General features: G+C 72.7%; 20 protein-coding genes and 1 pseudogene. 15 read left to right on the top strand and 6 right to left on the bottom strand.

Features of this window, described 5'->3' with window-relative positions:
• Positions 1-36: 36 nt before the first annotated feature.
• The 4 genes from dop to prcA all read left to right on the top strand — a co-directional run bounded on the left by dop (position 37) and on the right by prcA (position 3,509).
• Positions 37-1,575, top strand: a complete 1,539-nt coding sequence (gene dop, locus AB4Z02_RS11545) for a depupylase/deamidase Dop (protein WP_056885147.1) — start codon at positions 37-39, stop codon at positions 1,573-1,575.
• A 76-nt stretch (positions 1,576-1,651) separates the two neighbouring features.
• Entirely contained in the window at positions 1,652-1,858 is a 207-nt protein-coding gene (locus AB4Z02_RS11540; protein ID WP_056885146.1) for a ubiquitin-like protein Pup, read from the top strand.
• Positions 1,855-2,682 carry a proteasome subunit beta gene (prcB, locus tag AB4Z02_RS11535; protein ID WP_056885145.1) on the top strand — a complete coding sequence of 276 codons (828 nt, stop codon included), beginning with the start codon at positions 1,855-1,857 and terminating at the stop codon, positions 2,680-2,682. Before AB4Z02_RS11540 ends, prcB begins: the two co-directional genes overlap by 4 nt.
• The gene (gene prcA / locus AB4Z02_RS11530; RefSeq protein ID WP_441971105.1) at positions 2,679-3,509 is read left to right on the top strand and encodes a proteasome subunit alpha; all 831 of its coding nucleotides are present in this window, start codon (positions 2,679-2,681) and stop codon (positions 3,507-3,509) included. The genes prcB and prcA overlap by 4 nt, the downstream gene beginning before the upstream one ends.
• 3 nt (positions 3,510-3,512) lie before the next feature.
• On the opposite strand, the gene AB4Z02_RS11525 is transcribed toward prcA, so the two are convergent.
• The 5 genes and pseudogenes from AB4Z02_RS11525 to AB4Z02_RS11505 all read right to left on the bottom strand — a co-directional run.
• The gene (locus AB4Z02_RS11525; protein ID WP_441971103.1) at positions 3,513-4,247 is read right to left on the bottom strand and encodes a dienelactone hydrolase family protein; all 735 of its coding nucleotides are present in this window, start codon (positions 4,245-4,247) and stop codon (positions 3,513-3,515) included.
• A gap of 9 nt (positions 4,248-4,256) precedes the next feature.
• Complete coding sequence (locus tag AB4Z02_RS11520; RefSeq protein ID WP_056885142.1) at positions 4,257-4,892, bottom strand: peroxiredoxin; 636 nt, start codon at positions 4,890-4,892, stop codon at positions 4,257-4,259.
• A 35-nt stretch (positions 4,893-4,927) separates the two neighbouring features.
• A complete protein-coding gene (locus tag AB4Z02_RS11515; RefSeq protein ID WP_441971102.1) occupies positions 4,928-5,863 on the bottom strand; it encodes an alpha/beta fold hydrolase in 936 nt (311 codons plus the stop codon).
• A gap of 253 nt (positions 5,864-6,116) precedes the next feature.
• Positions 6,117-6,839: a hypothetical protein gene (locus AB4Z02_RS11510; protein WP_441971154.1), complete on the bottom strand. Its 723-nt coding sequence runs from the start codon at positions 6,837-6,839 to the stop codon at positions 6,117-6,119.
• A 107-nt stretch (positions 6,840-6,946) separates the two neighbouring features.
• Positions 6,947-7,072: pseudogene (locus AB4Z02_RS11505) on the bottom strand (NAD-dependent epimerase/dehydratase family protein); the annotation flags it as partial.
• Positions 7,073-7,257: 185 nt separating this feature from the next.
• Here AB4Z02_RS11505 and pafA point away from each other — a divergent pair.
• The 3 genes from pafA to AB4Z02_RS11490 all read left to right on the top strand — a co-directional run bounded on the left by pafA (position 7,258) and on the right by AB4Z02_RS11490 (position 10,150).
• Positions 7,258-8,625, top strand: a complete 1,368-nt coding sequence (gene pafA, locus AB4Z02_RS11500) for a Pup--protein ligase (protein WP_441971100.1) — start codon at positions 7,258-7,260, stop codon at positions 8,623-8,625.
• A 106-nt stretch (positions 8,626-8,731) separates the two neighbouring features.
• A complete protein-coding gene (locus tag AB4Z02_RS11495; protein WP_056885138.1) occupies positions 8,732-9,703 on the top strand; it encodes an FKBP-type peptidyl-prolyl cis-trans isomerase in 972 nt (323 codons plus the stop codon).
• A 60-nt stretch (positions 9,704-9,763) separates the two neighbouring features.
• Complete coding sequence (locus tag AB4Z02_RS11490) at positions 9,764-10,150, top strand: FKBP-type peptidyl-prolyl cis-trans isomerase (RefSeq protein ID WP_056885137.1); 387 nt, start codon at positions 9,764-9,766, stop codon at positions 10,148-10,150.
• Positions 10,151-10,198: 48 nt separating this feature from the next.
• On the opposite strand, the gene AB4Z02_RS11485 is transcribed toward AB4Z02_RS11490, so the two are convergent.
• Complete coding sequence (locus AB4Z02_RS11485; protein WP_441971098.1) at positions 10,199-11,314, bottom strand: DUF3866 family protein; 1,116 nt, start codon at positions 11,312-11,314, stop codon at positions 10,199-10,201.
• A 52-nt stretch (positions 11,315-11,366) separates the two neighbouring features.
• Here AB4Z02_RS11485 and AB4Z02_RS11480 point away from each other — a divergent pair, with 52 nt between their 5' ends.
• The 8 genes from AB4Z02_RS11480 to AB4Z02_RS11445 all read left to right on the top strand — a co-directional run bounded on the left by AB4Z02_RS11480 (position 11,367) and on the right by AB4Z02_RS11445 (position 20,315).
• Positions 11,367-12,368 (top strand): helix-turn-helix transcriptional regulator, encoded by a 1,002-nt coding sequence (locus AB4Z02_RS11480; protein WP_441971096.1) that lies wholly within the window; start codon positions 11,367-11,369, stop codon positions 12,366-12,368.
• Positions 12,365-13,354 (top strand): helix-turn-helix transcriptional regulator, encoded by a 990-nt coding sequence (locus AB4Z02_RS11475; RefSeq protein WP_441971094.1) that lies wholly within the window; start codon positions 12,365-12,367, stop codon positions 13,352-13,354. Before AB4Z02_RS11480 ends, AB4Z02_RS11475 begins: the two co-directional genes overlap by 4 nt.
• A 10-nt stretch (positions 13,355-13,364) precedes the next feature.
• Positions 13,365-13,676 (top strand): hypothetical protein, encoded by a 312-nt coding sequence (locus AB4Z02_RS11470; protein ID WP_441971093.1) that lies wholly within the window; start codon positions 13,365-13,367, stop codon positions 13,674-13,676.
• Between the two features lie 78 nt (positions 13,677-13,754).
• Positions 13,755-14,078, top strand: a complete 324-nt coding sequence (gene tatA, locus AB4Z02_RS11465; protein WP_441971091.1) for a Sec-independent protein translocase subunit TatA — start codon at positions 13,755-13,757, stop codon at positions 14,076-14,078.
• Positions 14,079-14,128: 50 nt separating this feature from the next.
• A complete protein-coding gene (tatC, locus tag AB4Z02_RS11460; RefSeq protein ID WP_441971090.1) occupies positions 14,129-14,935 on the top strand; it encodes a twin-arginine translocase subunit TatC in 807 nt (268 codons plus the stop codon).
• A 25-nt stretch (positions 14,936-14,960) separates the two neighbouring features.
• Entirely contained in the window at positions 14,961-15,890 is a 930-nt protein-coding gene (locus AB4Z02_RS11455; RefSeq protein ID WP_441971088.1) for a diacylglycerol/lipid kinase family protein, read from the top strand.
• Positions 15,891-15,904: 14 nt separating this feature from the next.
• Positions 15,905-18,742: a DEAD/DEAH box helicase gene (locus AB4Z02_RS11450; RefSeq protein WP_441971087.1), complete on the top strand. Its 2,838-nt coding sequence runs from the start codon at positions 15,905-15,907 to the stop codon at positions 18,740-18,742.
• 61 nt (positions 18,743-18,803) lie between these two features.
• Positions 18,804-20,315 (top strand): MFS transporter, encoded by a 1,512-nt coding sequence (locus AB4Z02_RS11445; RefSeq protein WP_441971085.1) that lies wholly within the window; start codon positions 18,804-18,806, stop codon positions 20,313-20,315.
• The last annotated feature ends 174 nt before the right edge of the window (positions 20,316-20,489 follow it).

Raw genomic sequence — 20,489 nt, 5'->3', positions numbered from 1 at the left:
GGACACCGCAGCATCCCCCGTCGTGGGGTCGGCGCCATGACCGTGCGCCGCGTGATGGGCATCGAGACCGAGTACGGCATCTCCGTGCCCGGGGACCCCGCCGCCAACCCCATGCTCCTGTCGGGCCAGGTGGTCAACGCGTACGCGTCGGCGCAGGGCATCCGGGCGGCCCACGCCTCGTGGGACTACGCGGACGAGGCGCCGCTGCGCGACGCCCGCGGGTTCGAGGTGGGCCGCGCCTTCGCCGACGCGAGCCAGCTCACCGACGAGGAGGACCCGACCCTCGCCAACGTGGTGCTCACCAACGGAGCCCGCCTCTACGTCGACCACGCCCACCCCGAGTACTCCTCGCCGGAGGTGACGTCGCCGCGCGCCGCCGTGGCGTGGGACCGCGCGGGCGAGCTGATCATGGCCGAGTCGGTGCGGCGGCTGTCGCAGGTGCCGCCCGGCGTCAACCTCTACAAGAACAACACCGACGGCAAGGGCCAGTCCTACGGCACGCACGAGAACTACCTCATGCGCCGCGAGACACCGTTCACCGACATCGTGCGCCACCTCGTCCCGTTCTTCGTCGCGCGCCAGGTCATGACGGGGTCCGGCCGCGTCGGCATCGGTGTCGACTCGCGCAACCACGGCTTCCAGCTGAGCCAGCGCAGCGACTTCTTCGAGGTCGAGGTGGGCCTGGAGACGACCCTGAAGCGACCGATCATCAACACCCGCGACGAGCCGCACGCCGTCGCCGACCTCTACCGCCGGCTCCACGTCATCATCGGCGACGCCAACCACTGTGACGTCGCCAACCTGCTCAAGCTCGGCACCACCTCGCTGGTGCTGGCCATGGTCGAGGACCGGGCCATCGACGTCGACCTCACCGTCGTGCGACCCGTGTCCACGCTGCAGGCCGTCAGCCACGACCCCACCTGCCGGCAGCTGGTGGAGCTGCGCGACGGCACGAAGCTCACCGCGGTGCAGCTCCTCTGGCGCTACCACGAGCTCGCCGAGCGTTACCTGCAGGACCGGTACGGCGCCGAGCGCGACGACGACACCGTGGAGGTCATGCGGTGGTGGGCGACCGTGCTCGACAAGCTCGAGCGCGACCCCGCCGAGGCGGCCCGCGAGGTCGACTGGGTGGGCAAGCAGCAGGTGCTGCAGGGCTACATCGACCGTGACGGGCTCGACTGGTCCGACCCCCGGCTGCGGGCCGTCGACATCCAGTGGTCCGACGTGCGCCCCGACAAGGGCATCTTCCACCGCCTGCGCAGGGCCGGCCGGTTCGAGGAGCTGGTCAGCGACGCGCAGGTCCTCGAGGCCGTGCACCAGCCGCCGGAGGACACCCGCGCCTACTTCCGGGGCAAGTGCCTGGAGAAGTACCCGGACCAGATCGCGGCCGCCTCGTGGGACTCGGTGATCTTCGACGTCCCCGGCCAGGCCTCGCTGCAGCGGGTGCCGATGCTCGAGCCGCTCCGGGGCACCCGCGCCAGTGTCGGCGGCCTCCTGGACCGCAGCCCGGACGCCGCCACCCTGCTGCGCGAGTTGGCCTCGGCATCACGACAGGTTCCGACTAGGGTCGAGTGAGACGGGTCGCCCGCGACCCGCCCCCACGCATCTCAGCAGCACGCATCGCAGCAGCACCGAGCGAGAGGTCACGGACATGCCGAGCCAGGAGCAGAGCCGCCCCCAGCGCCGGGACGACGCCCCGGACGAGGGTCCCGAGCCCACACCCGCCGCGCCGGAGGCCAGTGCCCGCAAGGAGAACCTCGACTCCGACATCGACAGCGTGCTCGACGAGATCGACGGGGTGCTCGAGTCCAACGCGGAGGAGTTCGTCCGCGGGTTCGTCCAGAAGGGCGGCCAGTGACCACCGGAGCCGACGCGGGCAGGCTCTCCGCGGCATACCTCGCCACGGGCTCGTCCTCCTTCACCGACTTCGTGGGCGCCCACGCCCCGCACCTGCTTCCGTCGCGGCGCGCCCTGCCTGCGGGGAGCACGCTGGAGGCTCCGCACGGCACCACGATCGTCACGGTGACCTATGACGGTGGCGTGGTCATGGCGGGGGACCGCCGGGCGACCATGGGCAACATCATCGCCAACCGCGACATGGAGAAGGTGTTCGCGGCCGACGAGTACTCCGCCGTGGGCATCGCCGGCACGGCCGGCATCGCCATCGAGCTGGTCAAGCTGTTCCAGGTCGAGCTCGAGCACTACGAGAAGATCGAGGGAACGCTGCTCTCGTTGGAGGGCAAGGCGAACCGCCTCGCGTCGATGATCCGCGCCAACCTCGCGATGGCCATGCAGGGCCTCGCGGTCGTGCCGCTGTTCGCCGGCTACGACCTCGACCGGCAGGTCGGGCGGATCTTCTCCTACGACGTCACGGGCGGCTGCTACGAGGAGCACGACCACCACAGCGTGGGCTCGGGCTCGCTCTTCGCGCGCGGCGCGATGAAGAAGCTCTGGCGGCCGGGCCTGACCGCCGACGAGGCCGTGAGCCTTGCCGTGGAGGCGCTCTACGACGCCGCTGACGACGACTCCGCCACCGGCGGCCCCGACATCGGCCGCCGCATCTGGCCCACCGTCGCGGTGGTCGGCGTGCAGGGCGTCGCGTTCCGCAGCGACGAGCAGCTGCGCGGGACGGTCGAGGCCGTCGTCGCCGCGCGCCAGGGCAACCCGGGGGGTGCGCGATGAGCAGCATGCCGTTCTACGTCTCGCCCGAGCAGCTCATGAAGGACCGGGCCGACTACGCCCGCAAGGGAATTGCGCGCGGCCGCTCGGTCGTCGTGCTCGGCTACGACAAGGGCATCGCCTTCGTCGCGGAGAACCCCTCACGGGCCCTGCACAAGGTCTCCGAGATCTACGACCGCATCGCGTTCGCCGCCGTCGGCAAGTACAACGAGTTCGAGAACCTGCGGGTCGCCGGTGTGCGCTACGCCGACCTCCGCGGCTACTCCTACGACCGCACGGACGTGACGGCCCGTGGCCTGGCCAACGCCTACGCGCAGACGCTCGGGACCGTCTTCACCCAGGAGTCCAAGCCCTACGAGGTCGAGATCGTCGTGGCCGAGGTCGGGGACTCGGCCGACGACGACCAGATCTACCGGCTCACCTACGACGGCTCGGTCGCCGACGAGCGGGGGTTCGTCGCCATGGGCGGCGCCGCCGAGCCGATCGAGACGGGGCTCAAGGAGCGCTGGGAGCCGGGACTCACCCTCGGCGATGCCCTGCGCCTGGCCGTCGACCTGCTCGCCAAGGACCCCGCCGGCGGAGCCAGCCGGACCCTGGGCGCCGGCCAGCTCGAGGTCGCGGTGCTCGACCGCGAGCGTCCGCGCCGTACCTTCCGGCGCATCGGCGGTGGGCTGCTCGAGGCGCTGCTCAGCCCCGAGGACCCGACCCACGACATCCCGGCCGAGGACGAGGCGACGCCCGGGCACCACGACACCCTCACCGGGGAGTCGCCGCGGGACGAGTCGACCAACGCGCAGACGCAGCGCCCCCAGGAGCAGGACGGGCCCTAGGCCTCAGACCGGCAGGTGCTCCAGGAGCCACGCCTCGGTGGCGACCCACGCCTGCGCCGAGGCGTCGGCGTGGTGGAACACCGGTGAGGGGTTGTCGAACGCGTGCCCTGCACCGGCGTACCGCAGGAACGTGACGTCGTCGTTGCGAGCCGTCACGGCCGCCTCGATGTCCCGCACGGTCTCCTGCGGGATGTAGGCGTCGTCGAGCCCGAAGTGGTGCAGGCTCGGGCAGGTCACCCGGTCGGCGAGGTCGAGCAGGTTCGGCAGCGCCGAGCCGTAGTAGCTGACCAGGGCGTCCGGTGCGGAGCCCGCCTCGGTCGCCGCCGCGGCGGCGTTGAAGGCCAGCCCGCCCCCGAAGCAGAACCCGAGCAGCCCCACCGGGCCGTCGACCTCCTCGCGGGACCTCAGGGCCTGCAGGGCCGCGACACCGTCGGCGACCCCGGCGGCCCAGTCGAAGCGGCCCGCGAGGGCGACGGCCTCCGGCAGGCCGTCCGCGCCCTCGGCGACGACCGGGTCGCCGAGGCGCCAGTAGAAGTGCGGGACGAGGACGACGTAGCCCAGTGCGGCCAGGGCCTCGGCACGGCTGCGGACGTAGCCCGTCACGCCGAAGATCTCCTGGTGCACGACGATGCCGGGCCCGAGTCCCGACGGCGGCAGCAGGAGGTCGGCGGGAAGCTGTCCACCCTCGACGTCGACGGACAGGGTGGTGCGGCCGGCGGTGGGCTCGGTGGGTGCCATGGCCCCAACCTAGGCGGTGGGGGCCTCCGCGTACCGGAGATAGGGCGTGACGACCTCCACGCCGTCGAAGCGCGCCCGGGCGTCCTCGGTGGTCACGGCGGGAGCGACGATGACCCGCTCGCCGGCCTTCCAGTCGGCGGGGGTCGAGAACGGGCCGGCGTCGTTGACCTGCAGGGCGTCGAGCGCGCGCAGGATCTCGTCGAAGTTGCGGCCGGCGCTCTTGGGGTAGGTCAGCGACAGGCGCACTTTGCCGGCCGGGTCGATGAGGAACACCGAGCGCACGGGGGAGGTGTCGCCGGCCCCGGGGTGGATCATGTCGTAGAGCTCGGCCACCTGGCGGTCCTGGTCGGCCACGATCGGGTAAGTGACCGGCGTGCCGGCGACCTCCTCGATGTCGGACTTCCAGGCGTGGTGGTCGTCGAGGCCGTCGACGGACACGGCCAGGACCTTGGTGTCGCGGCGGGCCCACTCGTCCTTGAGCTGGGCGACGCGGCCGAGCTCGGTGGTGCAGACCGGGGTGAAGTCGGCCGGGTGGCTGAACAGCACCGCCCACCCGTCGCCCTTCCACTCGTGGAAGGAGATCTGCCCCTCCGTCGTCTCGGCGGTGAAGTCGGGGGCGTCGTCGCCCAGTCGCAGCGTGGCCATGGGGGCTCCTCGGTCGGGTAACGCGATGTTTGGTGTCACATAACATGCCGTGACGTGACCGGAGTGTGGATGACCCGTCCGGATGGTGGAACCGCCACGCCCAGCACGGCCGCGACCACGGCCGCCACGCTGCCGTCGTCGAGCAGGAGCCCGTAGTGGTCGGAGGCCAGCTCGGTGGCGACGACGTCGGCGGGCAGGTGCGCCGCCGCGACGCGGGCGGTGGTGTACAGCCCCTCGGCCTGCGCCAGGGGACCGCGACGGGCGTGGAGCAGCCGGGCCGGGCACTGCAGCGTGTGCACGGCACTGAGCGTGGCCGGGTCGCTCATGAGGTCGGCCCAGTCGGCTCGCACGCACTCCAGCGACGACGTCGAGCGCATGTCCCCAATGGGGCCGGCCAGGTCGTGCAGCAGGTACGCCGCCAGTGCGGCTCCCTGCGGCCCGGCCAGGTGGGGTCCCAGGGCGGGGTGGGCGCGCCAGTGGTCGAGGTAGGCGTCCTCGTCCTCGAAGGCCATCGACAGCCGGTCCATGGCGGGCCCGATGATGCTGTGCAGCACCTCGTCGACGTCGAAGGAGCCCGGCGAGGGGAACGCCAGTCCGCCGTCCACCAGGACCACCGCGCCGACGTCCTGCGGGTGCGTCGCCGCTGCCAGGGCGGCCACGAAGGCGCCCATGTCGTGGCCGACGAGCACCGGTCGCTCGAGCCCGTAGTGGGCCACCACCGCGTGCACGTCGGCGACGTGGTCGGCGAGCCCGGTCGAACGCAGCGAGGCGCTCTCCGCCCGGCCGCGCATGTCCGGGGCCAGCACCCGGGCCCGGCCGTCGAGGGCCTCGGCGACGGGCACCCAGGCCAGGGCGTTGGAGGAGATGCTGTGCAGGGCCACGACGGTCGGCGCCTCGGCGGGTGCGTGCGTGAGGTGGTGCACGGCCAGGTCGCCGCCGGCCACGGCCACCCGCTCGGTCACCGGTCGCACCGGACACCCCTCTCGTCGCCGTACCCCGACCCGCGCCGCACCAGCGACGGGCGCCTGCGGCCGTGCGGCTCGGCGCCTCGGGGCCCTGACGCTACGCAGCCGGCGCGGCGCACCCTATGGAGTGGCCCGCCACTTCCCGCGTGCGGCGGTGTGGGGAGACCACCCGTGCACCGGACTCGGCTGTCGGGCGCGGTGCCGGCGCCCGCCTCGCGAGGTCCCGGCGTGGCGCCGGCGCGGTCCTGGCCGCAGCGAGCTAGGTGGCGTGACCGGCGAGGGTCAGGAGCTCGGTCTCCTCGGCGGGGGAGAGCCCGGCCTTGCGCCGGCGACCCGGCCCGTGCTGGAGCTCCCACGCGAGGGTGTCGGCCAGCGTCTCGGCGAGCGGGCGGGGCGTCAGCCCGAGCGCCTGCGCGGCGGAGGTGTCCCGGGCCATGAAACCGGCGTAGTCGGGCAGCGGCAGCCAGATCGGCAGGGAGCGCGGTCCGGACCAGGGCTGCACGTCGTGCTCGAGCAGCCACTCCTGGGAGACCGTCACCACCTTCCCGGTGTGGCCGGCGACGCGGCGCGCGGTCTCGAGGTGGGTGGCCAGCGGCACGACCGGTCCGCTCGCGTTGACGACGCCGGTCGCCCCGGCGCCCCCCGCGGCGACGAGCCAGGACGCGAGGTCGCGCACGTCGACGACCTGGGTGGCGAGCCCGACGTCCGGCACGAGCACGGCGCCGTCCGACCCTACGGGGTGGGCGAAGCGCAGGGGCCAGTACCCCGTGCGGTCGGTGTGGTCGCCAGGGCCGGCGATGAGCCCCGCCCGCGCGACGAGCGCACGGTCGCCGACGGCACCCAGCACCGCCGACTCGCACGCGACCTTGCGCGCGCCGTAGGTCTCCCAGCCCTCGTCGTCAGCGTCGTGGGGAGGGTGCAGGGCCGCCGACTCGTCGTCACCGGGGGAGTCGTCGCGAGCGTAGACCGAGCTCGATGACACGAAGACCCACGACCGGGAGCGGTTGCCCAACGCGCGCCCAGGGCGCCGCGCACGTGGCCGGGCTGCCGAGCCACGTCCACCACCACGTCCCAGTCACGACCGGCCACCTCGTCGTAGGCGTCGGCCGCTGAACGGTCGGCGCGGACGAACCGTACGGAGCCGGGTACGGAGCCGGACTCGCCGCGCGCCAGCGCCGTCACCTCGTGGCCCTGCGCCAGTGCGGCGAGGGCCACCTCCCGCCCGAGCCAGGCGGTGCCACCGAGGACGAGGACGTCCACGGTTCAGGCGCGGGTCGGCTGCCTGGACCAGCCAGGAGCGGCGGCCTCCTGCGCGGCAGCGTGGTCGTCGGACATGGCGGCATCCTTGCACGGCGCGCGTTGTCATCGGCCGCAGAGCGGTTCGAGCCTAGAGTGGGTTCATGGAGCGCCGAATCTTCGGGATCGAGAACGAGTACGGCATCACGTGCACGTTCGAGGGACAGCGCCGGCTGACCCCCGACGAGGTGGCGCGCTACCTGTTCCGCAAGGTCGTCTCGTGGGGCCGGTCGTCCAACGTGTTCCTCTCCAACGGCTCGCGCCTCTACCTCGACGTCGGGTCGCACCCCGAGTACGCCACCCCCGAGTGCGACCACGTGCGGCAGCTCGTCATCCACGACAAGGCCGGCGAGCGCATCATCGAGGGCCTCGTCGCCGACGCCCAGGACCGCCTGACCGAGGAAGGCATCGAGGGCGAGATCTACGTCTTCAAGAACAACACCGACTCGGCCGGCAACTCCTACGGCTGCCACGAGAACTTCCTGGTCGGCCGGGCGGGGGAGTTCCAGCAGCTGTCGGACGTGCTCATCCCGTTCCTCGTCAGCCGGCAGATCACCTCCGGTGCGGGCAAGGTCGTCACCACGTCCAAGGGTGCGACGTTCTGCGTCAGCCAGCGGGCCGACCACATCTGGGAGGGCGTCTCCTCGGCGACCACGCGATCGCGGCCCATCATCAACACCCGCGACGAGCCGCACGCCGACGCCGAGAAGTACCGGCGGCTGCACGTCATCGTCGGTGACTCCAACATGAGCGAGACCACCACGATGCTCAAGGTCGGGTCCGCCGACCTGGTGCTGCGGATGATCGAGTCGGGGATGGTCGTGCGTGACCTGACCTTGGAGAACCCCATCCGGGCCATCCGGGAGATGAGCCACGACATGACCGGGCGCAAGACGGTCCGCCTGTCCAACGGCCGCGAGCTCTCCGCGCTGCAGATCCAGTCGGAGTACCTCGAGCGGGCCCAGGCCTACGCCGACCGCGAGGGACTCGAGGACCCGATCCACAAGCAGGTCCTCGACCTCTGGGAGCGCACCCTCACCGCGATCGACACGGGCAACCTGTCGCTGGTCGACACCGAGATCGACTGGGTCATCAAGCACAAGCTCATCACCGGCTACATGGCCAAGCACGACCTGCCGATGGACAGCCCCCGCATCGCCCAGCTCGACCTCGCCTACCACGACGTCAACCGGCGGCGCGGCCTGTTCTACCTGCTGCAGAAGCACGGCCGGGCCGCGCGAGTGTGCACCGACCCCGAGGTGTTCGAGGCCAAGACGGTGCCGCCGCAGACGACGCGGGCCAAGCTGCGCGGCGACTTCATCAAGGCGGCGCAGGAGCACCGGCGTGACTTCACCGTCGACTGGGTGCACCTCAAGCTCAACGACCAGGCCCAGCGGACCGTCCTGTGCAAGGACCCGTTCGCCGCCGTGGACGCCCGGGTCGAGCGCCTCATCGAGGGCATGCGCGGCTGACCCGACCGGCTACGAGCACGCTCGGGGGAACCGGGCGTTTCGGGCATTGCCAGAGAGCCCGGTTATGGTGGCTGCTGGTCCACCGCCCCCAGCGAAAGTCCCCACCGTGTCCTTGCTCCGTACCCATGCCCGGCCCGGCCGCGCGCTCTCCGCGGCTGCTGCAGCCCTCACCGCCGTCCTGGCCCTGTCCGCGTGCGGCGGCGGTTCGTCCGACGCCAAGAAGTCGGTCCTCGACGGCGTGAGCGTTACGGGAGGCAGCGCCACCACGGCACCGACCGTCACCGTCAAGCCCAAGCCGCTGAGCGTCACCGAGACGACGACCAAGGTCCTCAAGCAGGGTGACGGCCCCGTCGTGGAGAACGACGAGATCGTCAGCGTCAAGTACGTCCTGCTCAACGCCAAGGACGCCTCGGTGCTCGACACCAACTTCGGCAAGCAGAACCTCGGCCTCAGCCTCGGCACCTCCGACCTGCTGCCCGGCCTCAAGAAGGGCCTGGCCAACCAGAAGGTCGGCTCCCGCGTGCTCGTCGCCGTGCCGCCGAAGGACGCGTTCGGCCCCTCGGGCAACACCGACATCAAGGTCGGCGGCACCGACACCGTGCTGTTCCTCATGGACGTCCTGTCGGTGACCAAGCCCCTGCCGAGCGCGCAGGGCAAGGCCGTCGCCCCGGCCAAGGGCCTGCCGACCGTCAAGGTCACCCCCGGCAAGGCCGCCGCGATCACGATCCCCAAGGGCACCAAGCCGCCGACCAAGACGGTCGGGCAGAACCTCATCGAGGGCACCGGCGCCAAGGTGCAGGCCGGCCAGACGATCCGCGTCACCTACACCGGCGCGCTCTACAAGGACGGCAAGGTCTTCGACTCCTCGGCCAGCTCGCCGCAGGGCTACTTCGAGACGGTCATCGGCAAGCAGCAGGTCATCAAGGCCTGGGACAACCAGCTCGTCGGCAAGACCGTCGGCAGCCGCGTGCTCATGGTCGTGCCCCCGGCCGACGGCTACGGAGCAGCCGGCAGCCCGCCGAAGATCAGCGGCACCGACACCCTCGTGTTCGTCGTCGACATCCTCGCCGCGTACTGACGCCCCGCGCACCGGCACGACCCAGCCTGAACCATCCACCCCACTGACAGGAGCACCACCATGGGTTTCGACCCCAGCACCACCAAGCCCGAGATCGACTTCCCCGGTGACGCCGCCCCCACCGAGCTCGTCATCGAGGACCTCAAGGAGGGCGACGGCCAGGAGGCCGGCGCCGGCGACACCATCTCCGCGCACTACGTCGGCGTCGCCCACTCGACCGGTGAGGAGTTCGACGCCTCGTGGAACCGTGGCGCGCCCCTGGACTTCCGCCTCGGCGTGGGCCAGGTCATCCGCGGCTGGGACGAGGGCATCGTCGGCATGAAGGTCGGCGGCCGCCGCAAGCTCGTCATCCCCGCCCACCTCGCCTACGGCGACCGTGGCGCCGGTGGCGCGATCAAGCCGGGCGAGACCCTGATCTTCGTCGTCGACCTCGTGGACGTGCGCTGACCGCGAACCCCACGACGGTCCGCCTCGCGGACCACGGCTGAGCTGGGCTCAGCCGGCACCACCTTCCAGCAGCCGGGCGGCCCACCGCCCGGCTGCTGCGCTGTGCAGGAACGCCGCGTGGTCCTCGTCGAGCCCGCGGCCCATGGTCGAGAGCCTGACGGGGGAGGCGCGCAGCGACTCGTCGAGCCCGTCGACCTCCACCTCACGCAGCGCCAGGTCGCCGCTGGCGTCCTCGACCAGGGCGCTGGCCTGCTCGTGCACGAGCCGCCCGAACTCGTCGTCCACCAGCCCCACCGGCACGTCCGCCGCGGTCAGGCACACGCGCCCGTACGCCGTGCGGCTGTGGTGGGAGATGCCGCGATGGCGGCCGCGCAGGTCGGCGTCGGAGACGCGCAGCGCGGCGACCCCGCGCCCGCGCAGGACCCCGACGGCGTTGAGCGCCTCGCCGGCAGCGACACCGGTGTAGCCCCACGTGGTGCCGGTGCCGACGTTGCCGGGCCCCTGCACGACGACCGCGACGTCGGCGCCCAGCACGTGGCGGGCCGCCAGCAGCCCGGAGTGCAGGGTGACGGCCTCGTGCTCGCCCCCGTAGGCCTGGCCGACGGTGACGGTGCCGTGCAGCCAGCCCGCGTCGCGGAGCCCGGCGACGGTCCGGGAGAAGGCGATCGGCAGGGCCCCGCCGTCGGTCATGAGGTAGACGACCCGGGCTCCGGGTCGCTCCGAGCGGAGCCCGGCGACGACCGCGGGCAGTGCGGAGTGGAGGTCGGCCACGACGACGGGCATCCCGAGGAGGTCGCCGGCGTCGGCCGGGCCGGAGGTCAGCGCGGCGTGGTGCGGGCTGTCCTGCTCGTCGACGGCCATGAACATCTGCTGCTGGGGGGTGTACCGCGCCTTGACGATGTGCCCGGCGTCCGCCGGGGGGTCGGCCGGGAGGCGGTCGGGGGCGACGACGACGAACGCCAGGCCGCCGGTGCCGAGGCCGCGCAGGAGGGCTGAGGCGTTGAGCAGGACCCGGTCGCCGACCTGGGGTTCACCCGCGAGCGCGGTGTAGGCGAGCGCCCGCACGACGCGACCCTCGTCGCCGGCCAGCTCCACGGCGTACTCCACGGCGCCCGGCCACCGGTCACGCACCTCCTGCACCGTGCCCTCGCGCCACTGCATCACGACACGCAGACTAGCCACGGGGTGCCTGCACCACTCGGGTAGCGTCGGGCGGGTGAGTTCACCCACCGGTCCCGCGGCCAAGACCGAGCGACTGCTCAACCTCGTGCTGTGCCTGCTCTACACCCGGCGTGCCCTGCCGAAGTCCAAGATCCGCGACATCGTGCCGCAGTACGGCGACGCCGCCAGCGACGAGGCCTTCGACCGCATGTTCGAGCGCGACAAGGACGAGCTGCGCGAGCTCGGCATCCCGCTGGTGACCGAGGACATCGGTGGCGTCTGGGACGACGAGGTGGGCTACCGGATCGACCAGCGTGAGTACGCCCTGCCGGACATCGAGTTCGAGCCCGACGAGCTGGCGGTCCTGGGCCTGGCCAGCCGCACCTGGGCACACGCCTCGCTCGCGGGTCCCGCCGCGCAGGCCCTGCGCAAGCTCAAGGCGGCCGGCATCGAGCGCGACGGCGACTCCCTCGTCGGGATCGAGCCTCGCCTGGGCACCAGCGAGCCCGCCTTCGAACCGGTGAAGAACGCCGTCGTCGGCCAGCAGACCATCTCGTTCGGCTACCGCACCGGCGGCCAGGGCGAGGTCAACACCCGCCGCGTCCAGCCGTGGGGACTCGCCTCGTGGCACGGCCGCTGGTACCTCACCGGCTTCGACCTCGACCGCGGCGCCCCGCGCGTGTTCCGCCTGTCCCGCATCGACGGCACCGTGTCCGTGGTCCGGCGGGCGGCGCCGTACGTCGTGCCCTCCGACCACCGCGCACGCGAGATGATCCGGACGACGGTGGGGGAGCGCGAGGCGTCCGGCACCGCGACCGTCCGGGTCCGCGAGGGGCGCGGGCAGTCGCTGCGCCGCCGTGGCAGCGCGCGCGGCGTGGAGGGGGAGTGGACGGTGCTGGAGGTGCCGTTCACCGACGACGGCGCCCTCGCCGACGAGGTGAGCGGGTACGGCGCGGACGTCGTCGTCGTCGAGCCCGTCGAGGTGCGCGACCTCGTCGTGGCGCGCCTGCGCGGTGCCCTCGCTGCCCACCGCGCCCTGACCGGGGGTGCCGCGTGAGCACGCAGGAGACCGCCACGGCGCGGCTCGCCCGCCTGCTGACCATGGTCCCCTGGCTGGTGAACCGGCAGGGCATCGACACCGAGCAGGCGGCGGCCGACCTCGACATCAGCGTCGAGCAGCTCGAGACCGACCTGCGGCTGCTCTACCTGTGCGGCTACGGCCAGATGCCCGACGAGCTCATCGACGCCGAGTGGGAGGGGGGACGTGTTTTCGTCAGCAACGCCGACACCATCGCCCGCCCCCTGCGCCTCGGCCGTGACGAGGCCCTGACCCTCATGGTCGGCCTGCGCGCCCTCGCCGCGGTGCCGGGGCTGGGGGAGCGCGACACCATCGAGCGGGCCATGGCCAAGCTCGAGGCGGCGACCGGTGCCAGCGCCGAGGCCGCCTCGCGGGTCGAGGTGTCCATCGACGAGGGCGTCGAGGCCGGGTTGCTCGCCGACGCGCGACGCGCGGTCGAGCGGCGCCGCCGGGTGCACCTGCGCTACCTCGTGCCGAGCCGTGACGAGTCCACAGAGCGCGACGTCGACCCGATGCGCGTGGTCAACCTCGACGCCCACTGGTACCTCGAGGGCTGGTGCCACCGCGCCCAGGACACCCGGCTTTTCCGCATGGACCGGATCGAGTCGCTGGAGGTGCTCGACGTCGACGGCACGCCGCCCGCCGACGCCCGGCTGCGCGACCTCGACGCCGGCACCTTCACCCCGCGCGAGGACGACACCAAGGTGACGCTGCACCTGTCGCGCGGCGCCGCCTGGGTGGCCGACTACTACCCGGTCGACTCCGTGGACGTCGCCCCCGACGGGTCGAGCACGGTGACCCTGCGCACGGCCGACACGCTCTGGCTGCGCAGGCTGCTCTGGCGCCTCGGCGGGCACGCGATCGTCGTGGCCCCGCCCGAGCTCGCGCGGGCCGTCACCGACGGCGCCCTGGAGGCCCTCGCGGCGTACGGCGTCGCCGACACGACGCCCGCGGCGGGCGGGTAGGGTCGACGGCATGTGGTGGTGGGTCCTGATCTGGGTGCTGCTCGTGGTCATCGCGGCGGCCTACCTCGCGTCCCGTGCGTGGGGCCTGTGGGGCCAGGTCAAGGAGCTGGGCGCCGAGGTGTCCCGCGCGTCGGAGACCGTCGCGGCGCTGCAGGAGCGGACCGAGCGGCTCGGTGAGCCCACGCCCGCTCCCGAGCCGGCGATCTTCGGCGACCCCCGTGCGCTGCGCCGGGAACGCGACGCCACCCGCGCCTCGTTGAAGCAGCAGCGGCGCGCCCGACAGGCGGCACGCCGCCCTGCGTGGGCACGGCATCTAGACTAGGAACCACCCGGCACCACGCCACCAGGCACCACGACAAGCGCAAGGTCACCCCGACGGGGACCGAGAGGACTGAATTCCATGGGTCGCGGACTCTTCGAAGGCTGGCACATCATCGTCCTGCTGGTCCTGCTCGTCGTGCTGTTCGGGTTCAAGCGTCTGCCCGACGCCGCCCGCAGCGTGGGCCGCTCGATGCGCATCTTCAAGTCCGAGGTGCACGAGATGAAGAACGACGGCAAGAGCGCCGCGAGCAGCGACACCGTCAAGGGCGAGACCGTCCGCGACCAGACCGCGACGCCCACCAGCGGCACGACGACGGGCACCACGGCAACGCCCGGGGCCACTGCCTCCTCGCCGATCACCGAGGACAACAGCCCCCGCACGGACAACACCAGCGGCCTCTGACCGCCCTGCTCGCCGACCTGAGCCCCGAACCCGCCGAGAGCTGACCGACCATGGCGCTCCGTCGTGCCCGCAACCCCGAGGGACGCATGACGCTCGGCGACCACCTGCGCGAGCTGCGGCGGCGGTTCCTCATCTCGGCGGTCGCGACCCTGGTGGGCGCCGTCTTCGGGTGGGTCTACTACCCCCAGGTCTACGGCCGGCTGGCGGCACCGTTCAACGACTACAAGGCCGCCCACCCCGAGAGCGTCATCAGCCTCAACTTCGGCAACGCCACCGCGGCGTTCTCCCAGCAGCTGAGCATCGCGATCTTCGTCGGCATCATCGCCTCGAGCCCGGTGTGGCTCTACCAGGTGTGGGCGTTCATCGTCCCGGGCCTGACGAAGAAGGAACGCAACATCTCCCTGGCGTTCATCGGCGCCATCTTCCCGCTGTTCCTCGCGGGCTGCGGGCTCGCCTACTACGTCCTGCCGGCGGTCCTCGCGGTGCTCTACGGGTTCACGCCCGCGGGCGCCTCCAACATCCAGCAGGTCTCCGACTACTTCAGCTTCGTCACGCGGTTCATCCTGGTGTTCGGCGCGGCCTTCCTGCTGCCCGTGTTCCTCGTGGCCCTCAACGCGATCGGCATCCTGCCTGCCAGGACGATGCTCAAGGCGTGGCGCCCGGCGGTCTTCGGGATCTTCGTGCTGTCGGCGGTGGCCACCCCGACGCCAGACGCGTTCACGATGTTCCTGATGGCGCTGCCGCTGACGGTGCTCTACTTCCTGGCGATCCTGGTCAGCAAGCTGATCGAGCGGCGCAGGCGCAAGTCCCGCCCCGACTGGGTCGACGTGTCCGACGACGAGGCGTCCGCGCTCTGAGCCGACCCACCGGTAGCCTCCGCCCGTGAGCACGCGCATCGGCCTGGTCGTCAACCCGACCTCGGGCAAGAGCAGGGGCCGGTCGCTCGGCCTGGAGGTCGCCGCGCGGATGCGCGCCGCAGGGCACGAGGTGCTCGACCTAACGGACGAGTCGTACGCCGCCGCGCGGGACCGCGCCCTCGGTGCGATCGCCCAGGGCATCGACGTGCTCGCGGTCGTCGGCGGCGACGGGATGGCCCACCTCGGCATCAACCTCGCCGCCGAGACCAAGGTGCCGCTGGCCCTCATCGCGGCGGGGACGGGCAACGACATAGCCCGAGGCCTCGGCCTGCCCGTGCACGACCCGGTGCGCGCCGCCGACCTCGTCACGACCGGGGTCCCGCACACCATCGACGCCATCCGCCACGTCGACGAGCACGGCAACCGGCGGTGGTTCGGCGGCGTCCTGGGCGCCGGGTTCGACGCGGTCGTCAACGAGCGGGCCAACACCTGGCCGTGGCCCAAGGGCCAGCTGCGCTACACCCTGGCCCTGCTGCGGGAGCTGCCGCTGTTCAAGGCGATCCCCTACGTCGTCACCGTCGACGGGGTCCGCCACGAGACCCACGCCATGCTCGTCGCCGTCGGCAACGGCCCGAGCTACGGGGGAGGGATGCAGGTGCTCCCCGACGCGCAGATGGATGACGGGCTGCTCGACGTGCTGGTGCTGCGCGAGATCAGCACCCTGGAGTTCCTCCGGGTGTTCCCCAAGGTCTTCAAGGGCACCCACGTCGCCCACCCGGCCGTCGAGGTGCTGCGCGGGCGGCAGGTGACCCTCGAGGCCGAGGGCATCGTCGCCTACGCGGACGGCGAGCGGTTCGCGCCGCTGCCGCTGACCCTCGAGGTCGTCCCCGCCGCCGTCACCGTCCTGGTGCCGGCCGGGTCGCGGCCACCCTCCGCTCCTGGCGCCGGCCGCTGACGTAGCCTCGGCTCATGGCCACCCCCGCCGAGCGTTTCGCCGCCTCTGCCGAACGGTCGGCCCGCCGGAGCCCCCGGCTCGCCGAGTTCAGCGCGGGCCTGGACTTCCCGCTCGACGAGTTCCAGGAGCAGGCGTGCCGCGCCGTCGAGGCCGGCAAGGGCGTCCTCGTTGCCGCGCCGACCGGTGCGGGCAAGACCATCGTCGGCGAGTTCGCCGTGCACCTCGCGCTGGGCACGGGTCGCAAGGCCTTCTACACGACCCCGATCAAGGCCCTGTCCAACCAGAAGTACCTCGACCTGGTCCGGCGCCACGGCTCCTCCAACGTCGGGCTCCTGACCGGGGACTCCTCCGTCAACGGTGAGGCACCGGTGGTCGTCATGACGACCGAGGTGCTGCGCAACATGATGTACGCGGGCTCGCCCACCCTGCGCGGGCTCGGCTTCGTGGTGATGGACGAGGTGCACTACCTCGCCGACCGCTTCCGCGGCGCCGTCTGGGAAGAGGTGATCATCCACCTCCCCGAGGACGTTCAGGTGGTCTCGCTCTCGGCGACGGTCAGCAACGCCGAGGAGTTCGGCGCGTGGCTGGCCGAGGTCCGAGGCAACCACGAGGTCATCGTCTCCGAGCACCGGCCGGTGCCCCTGTGGCAGCACATGGTGGTGGGCCAGGGCCTGTACGACCTCTTCGTCGACGAGACCGCCGCACCCACCACCGGTGCCGACGCCACCAAGGTCAACCCCGAGCTCCTGCAGGCCATCCGGGGCACCGAGCAGCGCGGACGGTGGGACGACGGGGGCCGGGGCAACCGTGACGCCGGCCGCCTGCCGCACCGTGGGCGCGGCGCACCCCGCGGCCCCGGTGGTGGCCCGGGCGGACGCGGTATGGCGCGTGGCGGCGCAGGAGGCGGCGGCGGGAGGCCCGGTGGCGGTCCGAGCCGGTCCGAGGTCGTCACCCGGCTGGACCGCGACGGCCTGCTGCCGGCGATCACCTTCATCTTCAGCCGGGCCGGGTGCGAGGGAGCCGTCAGCCAGCTGCTGCGCGACGGGGTGCACCTCATCACCGACGCGGAGGGGGAGCGGATCCGGCGCACCGTCGAGGAGCGCATCCAGGGCCTGGCCGAGGAGGACCTCGGCGTGCTCGGCTACTGGGACTTCGTCGAGGGCCTCACCCGCGGCTTCGCCGCCCACCACGCCGGGATGCTGCCGACGTTCCGCGAGATCGTCGAGGAGCTGTTCACCGCCGGGCGCATCCGCGCGGTGTTCGCCACCGAGACCCTCGCCCTGGGCATCAACATGCCGGCCCGGACCGTGGTGCTCGAGAAGCTCGTGAAGTTCAACGGTGAGACGCACGCCGACGTCACGCCCGCGGAGTACACCCAGCTCACCGGGCGCGCCGGACGGCGCGGCATCGACGTCGAGGGCCACGCCCTCGTGCTGTGGAACCGCGGCCTCGACCCGCTTGCCGTCGCGGGCCTGGCGTCCACCCGTACCTACCCGCTGCGCTCGAGCTTCCGGCCGACCTACAACATGGCGGTCAACCTCGTGGCCCAGGTGGGACGGGAGGTGGCGCGCGAGATCCTGGAGACCTCGTTCGCCCAGTTCCAGGCCGACCGGGCCGTCGTCGGCATCGCCCGCGCGGTGCGGCGCAACGAGGAGGGGCTCGAGGGCTACGCCGAGGGCATGGAGTGCCACCTCGGCGACTTCTCCGAGTACGCCGGGATCCGCCAGGAGATCGCCCGGCTCGAGAAGGACGGCGCCCGGGCCAGGTCGGCAAGCAAGCGGGCAGAGGCAGCCGTGTCGCTCGAGGCGCTGCGCATCGGCGACGTCATCAGGATCCCGGCCGGCCGGCGCGCGGGGTACGCCGTGGTGGTCCAGCCGTCCAAGTCGTTCCGCGGCGAGGCACCGGCGCCCACCGTCGTCACCGAGGACCGTCAGCTGCGCAAGCTCACCCTCGTCGACGTGCCCGTACCCGTCGAGGCGGTCGCCCAGGTCAAGGTGCCACCGCACTTCAACGCCAAGAGCCCCAAGGCGCGCCGCGACCTCGCCACGTCGCTGCGCATCGCGGTGCCGCACGACCCGCCGCCGAAGCGCTCGCGCACCGCCTCCACGCCGGGTGAGGACGAGCGCATCGCCGAGCTGCGGCGCCGGCTCAAGGCCCACCCGTGCCACCAGTGCCCCGACCGCGAGGACCACGCCCGCTGGGCCGAGCGGTGGTGGCGCCTCAAGCGCGAGACCGTCGGGCTCCAGCGCAAGGTCGAGGGGCGCACCAACTCGGTGGCCCGCACCTTCGACCGGATCTGCGAGCTGCTCGCGGAGATGGGCTACCTGTCCGCGGACGGCACCCAGGTGACCCCCCAGGGGGAGAACCTGCGCCGCCTCTACACCGAGAAGGACCTGCTCGCCGCGGAGTGCCTTCGGCTCGGGCTGTGGAAGCGGCTCGACCCCGCCGGGCTCGCCAGCGTCGTGTCGGCGCTGGTCCACGAGCCGCGGCGCGACGAGGCCGACCCCTCGCCACGCATGCCCGGTGACGACGTCGCCGAGGCCGTCACCGAGATGCAGCGGCTCTGGTCCGCGATCGAGGACCGGGAGCGCGACCTCGGCCTGCCGCTCATGGGGGACCCCGACGGGGGTATGGCGTGGATGATGCACCGCTGGGCGTCGGGCCAGAAGCTCGACCTCGTGCTGCGCGGGCAGGACATGGCGGCCGGTGACTTCGTCCGGCGGTGCAAGCAGGTCGTCGACCTGCTCGGCCAGATCGCCGACGCGGCTCCCGAGCCCCAGCTGGCGGCCACCGCCCGTCGCGCGATCGACGCCGTGATGCGCGGGGTGGTCGCTGCCGACCGGCTCGACTGACGGGACCCGCCTGGCGAGACACGGCAGGGCATCTCGGGTCGGTCCGGTCGAGGATGGATGGGTGACCCACCCCGTCTCCGCCCAGCCCCGCACCGAGCCCGACGACGGCCCCGACCCCCGCCGCTGGAAGGCCCTCACCGTCTGCCTCGTCGCCGGGTTCATGACCCTGCTCGACGTCAGCATCGTCAACGTCGCCCTGCCCAGCATCGAGAAGGGCCTCGGCGCCAGCCCCAGCGACCTCCAGTGGGTCGTGTCGGGGTACGCCCTGACGTTCGGCCTGGTGCTCGTGCCCTCGGGCCGCCTCGGCGACGCGACCGGCCGGCGGCGCATGTTCGTCGCGGGCGTGGTGGTCTTCGGCGTGGCGAGCCTGCTGTGCGGGCTGGCGACCACGAGCAGCCTGCTGGTGGCGGCGCGGCTCCTGCAGGGTATCGGCGGCGGGCTGCTCAACCCCCAGGTCTCCGGGCTCATCCAGGCGCTGTTCCACGGTCGTGAGCGGGCGAAGGCGTTCGGCCTGCTCGGGGCGACCATCGGGATCTCCACCGCGGTCGGCCCGATCGCCGGCGGGGTCATCCTCAGCCTGCTCGGCGCCGACGCGGGCTGGCGCTGGATCTTCGTGGTCAACCTGCCGGTGGCGGTCGCCGCCGTGGTCCTGGCCCTGCGCTGGATCCCTGCCCACGTGCACGCGGAGGACGAGTCGTCCGAGCCTGCCCGCGGCGGTGACCGGGCTCCGACGCCGGCGCGACGCCGTACCGACCTCGACCCGGTGGGCGTCGCGCTGCTCGGGGCCGGCGTCCTGGCCCTGCTGCTGCCCCTGGTGGAGAGCGGGCGCGGCGGCGGCTCGGCCACTGTCCCCGGCTGGGTCGCCGCGGTGGGCGCCGGGCTCCTCGGCGTCTTCGTGCTGTGGGAGCACCGGTACGCCGCGCGCGGCCGCACCCCGCTGGTCGACCTGGGGCTGTTCAGCCTGCCCGGCTACGCCTCGGGAGCCGTCGTCGCCACGGTCTACTTCTCCGGATTCACCGGGATCTTCTTCGTGCTCACCGTCTACCTCCAGCAGGCGCTCGGGTACTCGCCACTGCTGGCCGGGCTGGCCGTGACCCCTTTCGCCGGTGGGTCGGCGGTCATGTCGGCAGTGGGCGGCAGGCTCGTCACGCGGTTCGGGCGGTCTCTGGTGACGGCGGGGCTGGTGGTCGTGGTCGTCGGCCTGGTCGCGACCGACCTCGTGCTGTCGTCGGTCGAGGGGCCGGCCACCGGGTGGTACGCCGCGGTCCCGCTGCTCGTCGCCGGGCTCGGCAGCGGGATGGTGATCTCGCCGAACATCACGTTGACGCTGTCCGAGGTGCCCGTGCGCCGGGCCGGCACCGCGGGAGGGGTCCTGCAGACGGGACAGCGCATCGGGACGGCTGCGGGCATCGCGCTCGTCGGCACGGTGTTCTTCGCCCACCTGCGCGACCAGCCCGGTGACGCCGCCGCCGTCTCGCTCCGGGTCGCCACCGGCCTGGTCGTGCTGGCCCTGCTCGCCAGCCTCGCCGACGTCTGGCTGCGCCGACGCCACCGAGCCGAGGCAGCGGCCTAGCCAGGTCCGGCAGGCGCCTTACCCGCCATACGCGTATGCGCCGAAGTCCGGGACTTCGGGCGTCCCGCCCCGGTCTTGCGCCGAAGTCCCGGACTTCGGGCCTCCCGCCCCGGTCTTGCGCCGAAGTCCCGGACTTCGGGCCTCCCGCCCCGGTCTTGCGCCGAAGTCCGGGAC

Source organism: Pedococcus sp. 2YAF34 (assembly GCF_052114585.1).
In the GTDB taxonomy this organism is placed as follows: domain Bacteria; phylum Actinomycetota; class Actinomycetes; order Actinomycetales; family Dermatophilaceae; genus Pedococcus.
Note: the sequence above shows the minus strand (reverse complement) of the source record. Positions and strands in the feature narration are given on the sequence as shown.

Coding starts and splice junctions, on each gene's coding strand:
- AB4Z02_RS11470 (WP_441971093.1), top strand. CDS start 13,365: ATGTGGTGGTGGGTCCTGATCTGGGTGCTGCTCGTGGTCATCGCGGCG.
- tatA (WP_441971091.1), top strand. CDS start 13,755: ATGGGTCGCGGACTCTTCGAAGGCTGGCACATCATCGTCCTGCTGGTC.
- pafA (WP_441971100.1), top strand. CDS start 7,258: ATGGAGCGCCGAATCTTCGGGATCGAGAACGAGTACGGCATCACGTGC.
- dop (WP_056885147.1), top strand. CDS start 37: ATGACCGTGCGCCGCGTGATGGGCATCGAGACCGAGTACGGCATCTCC.
- AB4Z02_RS11525 (WP_441971103.1), bottom strand. CDS start 4,247: ATGGCACCCACCGAGCCCACCGCCGGCCGCACCACCCTGTCCGTCGAC.
- AB4Z02_RS11520 (WP_056885142.1), bottom strand. CDS start 4,892: ATGGCCACGCTGCGACTGGGCGACGACGCCCCCGACTTCACCGCCGAG.
- tatC (WP_441971090.1), top strand. CDS start 14,129: ATGGCGCTCCGTCGTGCCCGCAACCCCGAGGGACGCATGACGCTCGGC.
- prcA (WP_441971105.1), top strand. CDS start 2,679: ATGAGCAGCATGCCGTTCTACGTCTCGCCCGAGCAGCTCATGAAGGAC.
- AB4Z02_RS11450 (WP_441971087.1), top strand. CDS start 15,905: ATGGCCACCCCCGCCGAGCGTTTCGCCGCCTCTGCCGAACGGTCGGCC.
- AB4Z02_RS11490 (WP_056885137.1), top strand. CDS start 9,764: ATGGGTTTCGACCCCAGCACCACCAAGCCCGAGATCGACTTCCCCGGT.
- AB4Z02_RS11540 (WP_056885146.1), top strand. CDS start 1,652: ATGCCGAGCCAGGAGCAGAGCCGCCCCCAGCGCCGGGACGACGCCCCG.